We start from the raw sequence: 7,156 nt of genomic DNA, 5'->3' as shown, positions 1-7,156 counted from the left end.
CCGACGGCGGGCACCGCCCTGGCCGGAAGGCCGGAGCGCTGGTGATCCTGCAGGACGGGCGGCTCGCCCTCTATGTGGAGCGGGGCGGCAAGACTGTCCTGGCGTTCACCGACGATTCGGCGGCCCTGCACGCCGCCGCGGCCGCGTTGGTAGCGATCATCCGGCGTGGGGCGGCCGAGAAAATGGCAATCGAAAAGGTCAACGGCGAGCCGGTCCTGGACTCGGAGGTGGGCCGCGCCCTGACCGCTGCAGGGTTCTACTCCACCCCGAGAGGGCTGAGGATCCGTGCCTGAGGGAGATACCGTCTGGCGCGCCGCCCGGGAACTGAATGCGGCCCTGGCCGGCCGCACGCTGACGCGCTGCGACATCCGGGTCCCCCGCTTCGCGACCGTCGACTTCACGGGCGAGACGGTGCAGAACGTGGTGGCGCGTGGAAAGCACCTGCTGATCCGGGTGGGGGGCGACGACGGCTGGACCATCCACTCGCACCTGAAGATGGAAGGCCTGTGGCATATCTACCCGAAGGGCGCCAAATGGCGCCGTCCGGCATTCAAGGCACGCTGCATTCTCGAAACGCCCGAGTCCGCCGCCGTCGGATTCGAACTGGGGTTACTGAAGGTCCTCCCCCGGTCCGGTGAGGATGAAGCTGTGGGCTATTTGGGCCCTGACCTGCTGGGGCCGGGCTGGGACCCCGACGAGGTGCTGCGTCGTTTGCTGTCGCAGCCCGACCGGCCGATTGGGCTGGCCCTGCTGGATCAACGGAACCTTGCGGGCATCGGAAACGTGTATCGATGTGAGCTGTGTTTCCTCGCCGGGGTGCACCCTCTGACCCCGGTCGCTGGGGTCAGGGACCTGCCGCGGATGGTGGCACTGGCGAAGAAGCTGCTGGAAGCAAACAAGGCACGGTCCACTCGAGCCACCACCGGCAATCTGAGGGGCGACACGCTGTGGGTCTATGGCCGGGAGCACCGCGGCTGCCTGCGGTGCGGCACCAGGGTGACCCTGGAACAGCTCGGGGACAACGCCCTGGAATTGCGGGATTTGTACTACTGTCCGTATTGTCAGCCAGCCAGTCCGACCGCCGCCCAATGACGTCATCCACCACAACCCGAGGGGACCTATGAGTTGGGCGGAAACCCTGCCGGCGTTTGCGGTCGCCATCCTCGTGGTCTTCGGGCCCGGGCTGGCCTGGGGTGCGGCGCTGGGGTTGCGCCGGTTGACTCTGCTGGCCCTGGCCGGACCGTTCAGTATCACGGCGGTGGTAGTGTCCGCCGAGGTCGCTGCCCTCGCTGGTGTTGATTGGTCGCTGGCACCGGTGCTGGCCGTCACCGTCACGGTTGGCGCCGCGTTGTGGCTGCTGCGCCGCAGCTTCGGGCAACTGATCCACGGCGAAGTCGCGAATGCTGAACCGCTGGCCCGTTGGGCGCCGGTCCTCATCGCGTGGGCGGTCGCTGCGGTGCCGGTGGCGGCGTGGATGTTCTGGATGTTCGGCGTGCCGGAGAACATCGCCCAATCCCACGACAACATTTTCCATCTCAACGCCCTGCGCTACATCTCCGAAACCGGCAACTCGTCATCGCTGACCCTGGGCTATCTGGGAAGCCGGGAAGGCACGTTCTATCCGGCCGGCTGGCATGCGGTGGTGTCACTGGTCATGGCGACCGCTGGCATTCCACTGACCGCTGCCATCAACGTGGCCAATCTGGTGCTGATCACCGGGATCTGGAGTCTGGGCTGCCTTTTCCTGGTCAGCCGCCTCACCGGGGAGCGAACCATGCCCCTGCTGGTCGCCGCCGTGCTGTCCACCGCCTACAGTTCCTTCCCCTATCTGCTGCTGGAGTTCGGGGTGGTCTACCCCTTCATGCTGTCCATCGCGATTCTCCCGGCAGCACTGGGGGTAGTGATCCAGCTCGTGGGGGCGGGCACCGAGGTGCCCCTCAGATGGTTCGGGAGCCTCCTGCTGTTGCTGGGCCTGCTGCCCGGCCTGCTCCTGGCCCACCCCTCGTCCCTTCTGAGCCTCCTGGCGCTGGCCGCGCCAGCCATCCTCGCGGTGGCGTACGCCCGGTTCCGGTCCGAACGCGGCCGACGACGACTGGCGGTGGCCGCGGGCACGGTCACGTTCGTGGCGCTCTCTGCGGTCCTGTGGATGACGGTGCGCCCCGCCCGGTCCACCAACTGGGACCAGATGGGCGATGCCGGTGGAGCCATTTCGGAAGTGGTGTTCCACGGACCGCTTGGCCGACCGATAGCTCTCCTGGCCGCGATCCTTACCGCCGTGGGAGCCGCCGTCGTGCTGTATCTGCGCAGCCATCGGTGGGTGATCGTCATGTATCTGGTGGCCGGCACGCTATTCGTCGTCGGCAGCTGGCAGGAAGCACCCACCCTCCGGTGGATCGTCGCGGGGGTCTGGTACAACGACTACTTCCGGATCAGTGCGATGCTCGCCCCGGCGGGGATGCTGGTGGCCAGCATCGGAGGCGTCGCGCTGGCCGGTTCCCTGATCCAGACGGCGCGGCGGGTCCGCTCGACCCGCAGTGCCCCGGAGCCCGTCTGGTTTGTGCCGTTGGTGACCGCCGTGCTGGTGGTCATTGGGTTGGCGGTGGCGCCGCTGTTTGCGGTGCAGCGGGCGGTCAGCGAGGCCGCCTACCACTACCGGTATACCGAAGAGTCCCGGTTGCTGACCTCGGACGAGCTGGCGTTGCTGCAGCGCCTACCCGAGCACGTCCCCGCCGACGCGGTGATTGCGGGCCAGCCGCTGACCGGGGCGGCTCTCAACTATGCGTTCGCTGGCCGGAGATCCCTCCTGCCCTTCGGGACCAGCCCGGCTACAGCCGAGGCCAGGCTCATCTTTGACGAGCTGGACACCATGCGGGAAAACCCTGAGGTCTGCGCGGCTGTACGCAGCACCAACACAACCTTTGTCCTGGACTTCGGAACCGACTCGGTCCATGGCGGGGACGCACCGGTGTTCTCCGGCCTCAGGGACCTCTCCCCCAGCGCTGGCTTCGAGCTGGTAGACCGGGAAGGTGATGCAGCCCTGTACAAGATAGTGGGCTGCCCCTAGCGCGTACCCTTGATAGGTGATGCAATCCCCGCTTCCTGTCCGCAACGGTGTCAACGCCACCCGGTTGCGCCTGCCCGCTGAGGGCCCGTGGGGTACCGCACTCGACTACATTCTGGACCGGTGGGACCATGTGGATCCCGAGGGCATCGCCGCCCGCTTCGACCGCGGTGAGGTGGTCGCACTGAACGGGGAGCGGCTGACCCGGACCACCCCGCTCGCCGAGCACACCTTCGTCTGGTACTACCGCGAGTTGCCGGTTGAGGAACGCCTGCCCGTGGAGGTGAACATCCTGCACCAGGACGACAACCTGCTGGTGGTGGACAAACCCCATTTCCTTCCCACCACTCCGGGCGGCCGGTACGTGGCCGAGTCGGCGCTGGTGCGGTTGCGCGTTCAGCTGGACCTCCCCGATCTGATCCCCATGCACCGTTTGGACCGGCTGACGGCGGGAATTCTGTTGTTTTCCACCAATCCGGCGACTCGGGGGAACTACCAGCTGCTGTTCGAGAACCGGCTGATCTCCAAGGAGTATGAGGCCGCCGCGCCGGTGGACCCGGCCCTGGACCTGATGGACCATCCGCGGGTGGTGCGCAGCCGGATCGTCAAGAGCCGCACCTATTTGCTGGCGCAGGAGGTGGCCGGTGAACCCAACACTGAAACCCTGGTCAGCCTGGTCGAAGAACGGGACGGGTGCGGACGTTACCGGCTCACCCCGCATACCGGCAAAACCCACCAGCTTAGACTGCACATGGCGGGGCTGGGGCTCGGGATCATCAACGACCCGTTCTACCCGGTACTGCACCCTCAGGCACCCGACGATTACACCAGGCCGCTCCAGTTGCTGGCCAAGAGTATCGAGTTCAATGACCCGCTCAGCGGCACCCCCCGGCGGTTCGACAGCGAGCTACAGCTCCAGAACTTCGCCTAACGCGGTTCCCTGCTCTAGACCGCACCCCGCAGGACCCCTGTAGATTGGGACGGTGGACCTCACCGATCTCGGAGCATGGTCACCGCTGTTCCATCCTCTGACCTTCGTCATCGTGGTGATCGACGTGTTCATTCCAGCTGTGCCCTCCGAATTTTTGGTAATCGCGTCGGGCACCATGGCGTCCGAAGGTGCCCTGCTGCTGCCCGTCGCCCTGTTGACGGCCACCCTGGGAAGCTGGCTGGGCGATATCATCCTGTACCTGCTGTTCCGCAACCGCCTGACCTCGTGGTTGGACAAGTTCAAGTGGGGGCGCAGCATCCATCGGAGCATCCGGGGCGCCGTGGAAAAGGCCGGGAAGTCACCGACTTACGCCGGGCTCATTGCCCTCCGGTTCCTTCCTGCTGGCCGTTCTGCGGGCGTCGCGGCGGCAGGCATCGCTAATCTTCCGATCCGCCCCTTCCTCGTGTGCGCCGCCGTCGGGGGCATCCTTTGGGCCTCCTGGCTGGTGATGCTCGGGTATATCACGGACGTCACCACAGGCTTCCCGTTGTGGGTCAGTGCCCTCCTGGGAATGGGTGTAGGTACGCTGGTGGGACTTGTCATTGCCGCATTCCTCGCGCTCAAGCAACGCCGGAAGGTTAAAACCACTAATGAGCACCCCGACCCCGCCCGTTCCCCGACTGCCGAACAAACCGACTAGTTCGCCAGCCGCGGCGCAGGATTCCCGGGAGCCGCACTCCTCCTCGGACGAAACCGGACACGGTCAGGTGTCTCCCGCGTTGGAGCGCCTGCGGGCTGGCCGCCCCAAAATCGGATTAGCCAGTGGGCCGACGGCCGAGCACGCCCCGGGCTCGATCGCTGCCCCTGCACCCGATGCCGGCCCCCGGCCGCCCGCGGGGGAACGACGGAGCGCGTCCCGTGCTGCTGCTCGCCGAGCAGCGCGGGGCAGCAGCACCGTCATTCAGAGTGTCAGGTCGTGGGACCCGGACCTGGTCAGGCGGATCGCAGTCACAATGGTGGTGATTGGATTGACTCTGGGCACCGCCAATGCCGCAGGCGCCTTCGGCGGACCGGATATCCGGGAGGCTTCATTGGGGACATTCGATCCCGCGGCGACGCTGGTCTCACCCGCCTTCCCTGCACCCTATTTGTGGCTGGTGATCGGGACCGGGTTGCTCGGCTACACCGCGCACCAGTGGCTGCCGTCCCAACGGCGTAGCCCCCGGCACCGGGTGCTTGGCTGGCTGGTCGTGGCTTCGCTGCTCGTCACACTTGCGTGGGCGCTCACCCTCCAGCAGGCCAACGCGACGGCGAGCCTGGTGCTGATCTGGCTGCTGGTGGTTCTTCTGCTCGGCGCCCTGCGGTGGCTCAACCGCTACCCGGCGCAGACCAGGACTGAGGCTGCCCTCGTGGACGTCCCGCTCGGGCTGTTCCTCGGCTGGGCTGGGGTCACCGCAGTGGTCCACACCGGAGCGGTGCTGACGGTCCTGGAAGTCGACTGGCTGGGGTGGGGCGCCCAGCGTTGGGCCCTGATCGGAGTCATCCTGCTCATTCTGGCGGCGATGGCCGTGTGCATGACGGATCGTGGCCGGATCGCCGTCGCTATGGCTGTGGTCTGGGGAGTGACGCTGATAGTGCCCGAGCGGTTGTTCGGCGACCTGCAATCAACCCCCGTGGCCTTCGCTGCCGGGCTGGGTGTCTTCTTCCTGATCATCTCTGCCGGATCGCGGCGGCACCGGGTGGACCACGCCTACCGTCGTGAGTTGCGCGCACGACAGATGGCTACAGTCGCTCCCATCGATTTCTACGACGACGGAGAACCCGCAGGATCCCAACTGTAGCCACCCGCTCCACTGCGTGGCGCATGTTCACTGCAGCGCTGATTGCCTGCCGCGCCCCGGTCTCGTAGTCGGTTTCCTCGACCAGGAACCGGAGTGTGATCCGAGGCACTCCCGCCACCACGTCCAGCTGCTTTGCTTCCACCAGGTGGGCCGCCCCCAGAGCGGCCGTAGCGGAATCCATCACCGCCTCCGGTGGATGGCCGGGGAGCAATCCCATGATGTCGAGTTGGGCACGGAACGAGGGCATCCCCCCAGTCTGCCACCGCTGGCCCTCTAGCCGCGGTCCTCATGTGGGGCGGTCACCAGGTCTTCGGTGGAGCCGATCCCCGACGCGTCGGGAACAAGCGCTGCTTTCCCAGCCGGCGGCGCGTTCGGCGATAGTGACAAGCTTCTGATGATCGACGGCGAACCGCACCCCTGCTTTGGGCACGAGGACGACTTCCGGATCAAGTCCCTAGTTCGAGCCTCGGATCGGGGCTCTGGGACTTCATTGTGTCGTTGACGATCCACCTAAGCAGGGTGGCGACCCACAGTGACTGCCCGATGTGATTCAGGTACCAGATGGGACAAGTTCAGTCTTCTAGTTGATCGCCGAAAGCCCTGTGATCGCCCGACCGACAATGAGGGTGTTGATTTCATAGGAACCCTCATAGGTGTAGATTGCCTCGGCGTCGGCGAAGATCTTGCCCATCCGGAAGTCGGTGGTGATGCCGTTGCCGCCGAGGATCCCGCGTCCCAGCGCAACGGTTTCCCGCATTCGTGCGGTGGTGTAGGCCTTGGCCAGCGCTGCCTGCGGCATGTCCCCTCCGCCGTCCTCCTGCAGCTGGGCCACCCTCGCCATCATCCCCAGGCTGGCCGTGGTGTTGCCGAGCATCCGCACCAGTTGGTCCTGCACCAATTGGAAACCGCCGATGGGGCGACCGAACTGGTGGCGCTCCACCGCGTATTGGCGGGCGACGTCGAAAGCGGCCAGCTGCTGGCCCACCGCCTGCCAGCCGACGAGGATCCGGGAGCCACGCAGCAGCCGACGGGTATCGGCGAAGGTACTGATACCGGCGAACCGGTCCGCTTCGGGGACCCGCACATTGTCGAGCACGATGTCGGCGTTTTGGACGGTGCGCAACGCGATCTTGTTCTCGATCCGGGTGCGGGTTATCCCCGGCAGTGTTGCGTCCAGGATGAAGCCCCTGATGCTTCCGTCGGCGGTGTCTTTGGCCCAGAGCAGCATGTAGTCGCAGAAGGTCCCGTTCCCGATCCAGCGTTTGGCTCCGTTGAGGACCCAGGTGTCGCCGTCGCGCGTGGCCGTCGTGGACAGGCCTCCCG

7 protein-coding genes and 1 pseudogene (1 of these 8 cut by a window edge) are annotated in these 7,156 nt (G+C 66.2%); 6 read left to right on the top strand and 2 right to left on the bottom strand.

Translation table 11 applies throughout. The annotated features are described in order from the left end of the window. The 6 genes and pseudogenes from B384_RS0106555 to B384_RS0106530 form a co-directional block, all read left to right on the top strand. Positions 1–293, top strand: a pseudogene (locus B384_RS0106555) (ATP-dependent helicase); it begins 4,552 nt to the left of the window's first position. Further along, the gene (locus B384_RS0106550) at positions 286–1,092 is read left to right on the top strand and encodes a DNA-formamidopyrimidine glycosylase family protein (RefSeq protein WP_019482324.1); all 807 of its coding nucleotides are present in this window, start codon (positions 286–288) and stop codon (positions 1,090–1,092) included. The pseudogene B384_RS0106555 and the gene B384_RS0106550 overlap by 8 nt, the downstream one beginning before the upstream one ends. 28 nt (positions 1,093–1,120) lie before the next feature. Then, entirely contained in the window at positions 1,121–3,064 is a 1,944-nt protein-coding gene (locus B384_RS0106545; RefSeq protein ID WP_019482323.1) for a DUF6541 family protein, read from the top strand. Between the two features lie 19 nt (positions 3,065–3,083). Continuing rightward, positions 3,084–3,992, top strand: a complete 909-nt coding sequence (locus tag B384_RS0106540) for an RluA family pseudouridine synthase (RefSeq protein ID WP_019482322.1) — start codon at positions 3,084–3,086, stop codon at positions 3,990–3,992. A gap of 52 nt (positions 3,993–4,044) precedes the next feature. Continuing rightward, positions 4,045–4,692 carry a DedA family protein gene (locus B384_RS0106535; protein WP_019482321.1) on the top strand — a complete coding sequence of 216 codons (648 nt, stop codon included), beginning with the start codon at positions 4,045–4,047 and terminating at the stop codon, positions 4,690–4,692. Then, a complete protein-coding gene (locus tag B384_RS0106530; RefSeq protein WP_156809000.1) occupies positions 4,643–5,833 on the top strand; it encodes a hypothetical protein in 1,191 nt (396 codons plus the stop codon). The genes B384_RS0106535 and B384_RS0106530 overlap by 50 nt, the downstream gene beginning before the upstream one ends. Here the strand turns inward: B384_RS0106530 and B384_RS20055 are convergent. Both B384_RS20055 and B384_RS0106525 read right to left on the bottom strand, forming a co-directional pair. After that, entirely contained in the window at positions 5,775–6,080 is a 306-nt protein-coding gene (locus tag B384_RS20055) for a hypothetical protein (RefSeq protein ID WP_083850855.1), read from the bottom strand. The two genes, B384_RS0106530 and B384_RS20055, sit on opposite strands and share 59 nt — an antisense overlap. Before the next feature lie 333 nt (positions 6,081–6,413). Continuing rightward, on the bottom strand, positions 6,414–7,156 hold a 743-nt coding region (locus tag B384_RS0106525), incomplete at its 5' end, for an acyl-CoA dehydrogenase family protein (protein ID WP_019482319.1).

The sequence above is a fragment of the Arthrobacter sp. TB 23 genome (genome assembly GCF_000294595.1).
Classification (GTDB): Bacteria; Actinomycetota; Actinomycetes; order Actinomycetales; family Micrococcaceae; genus Arthrobacter_D.
Note: the sequence above shows the minus strand (reverse complement) of the source record. Positions and strands in the feature narration are given on the sequence as shown.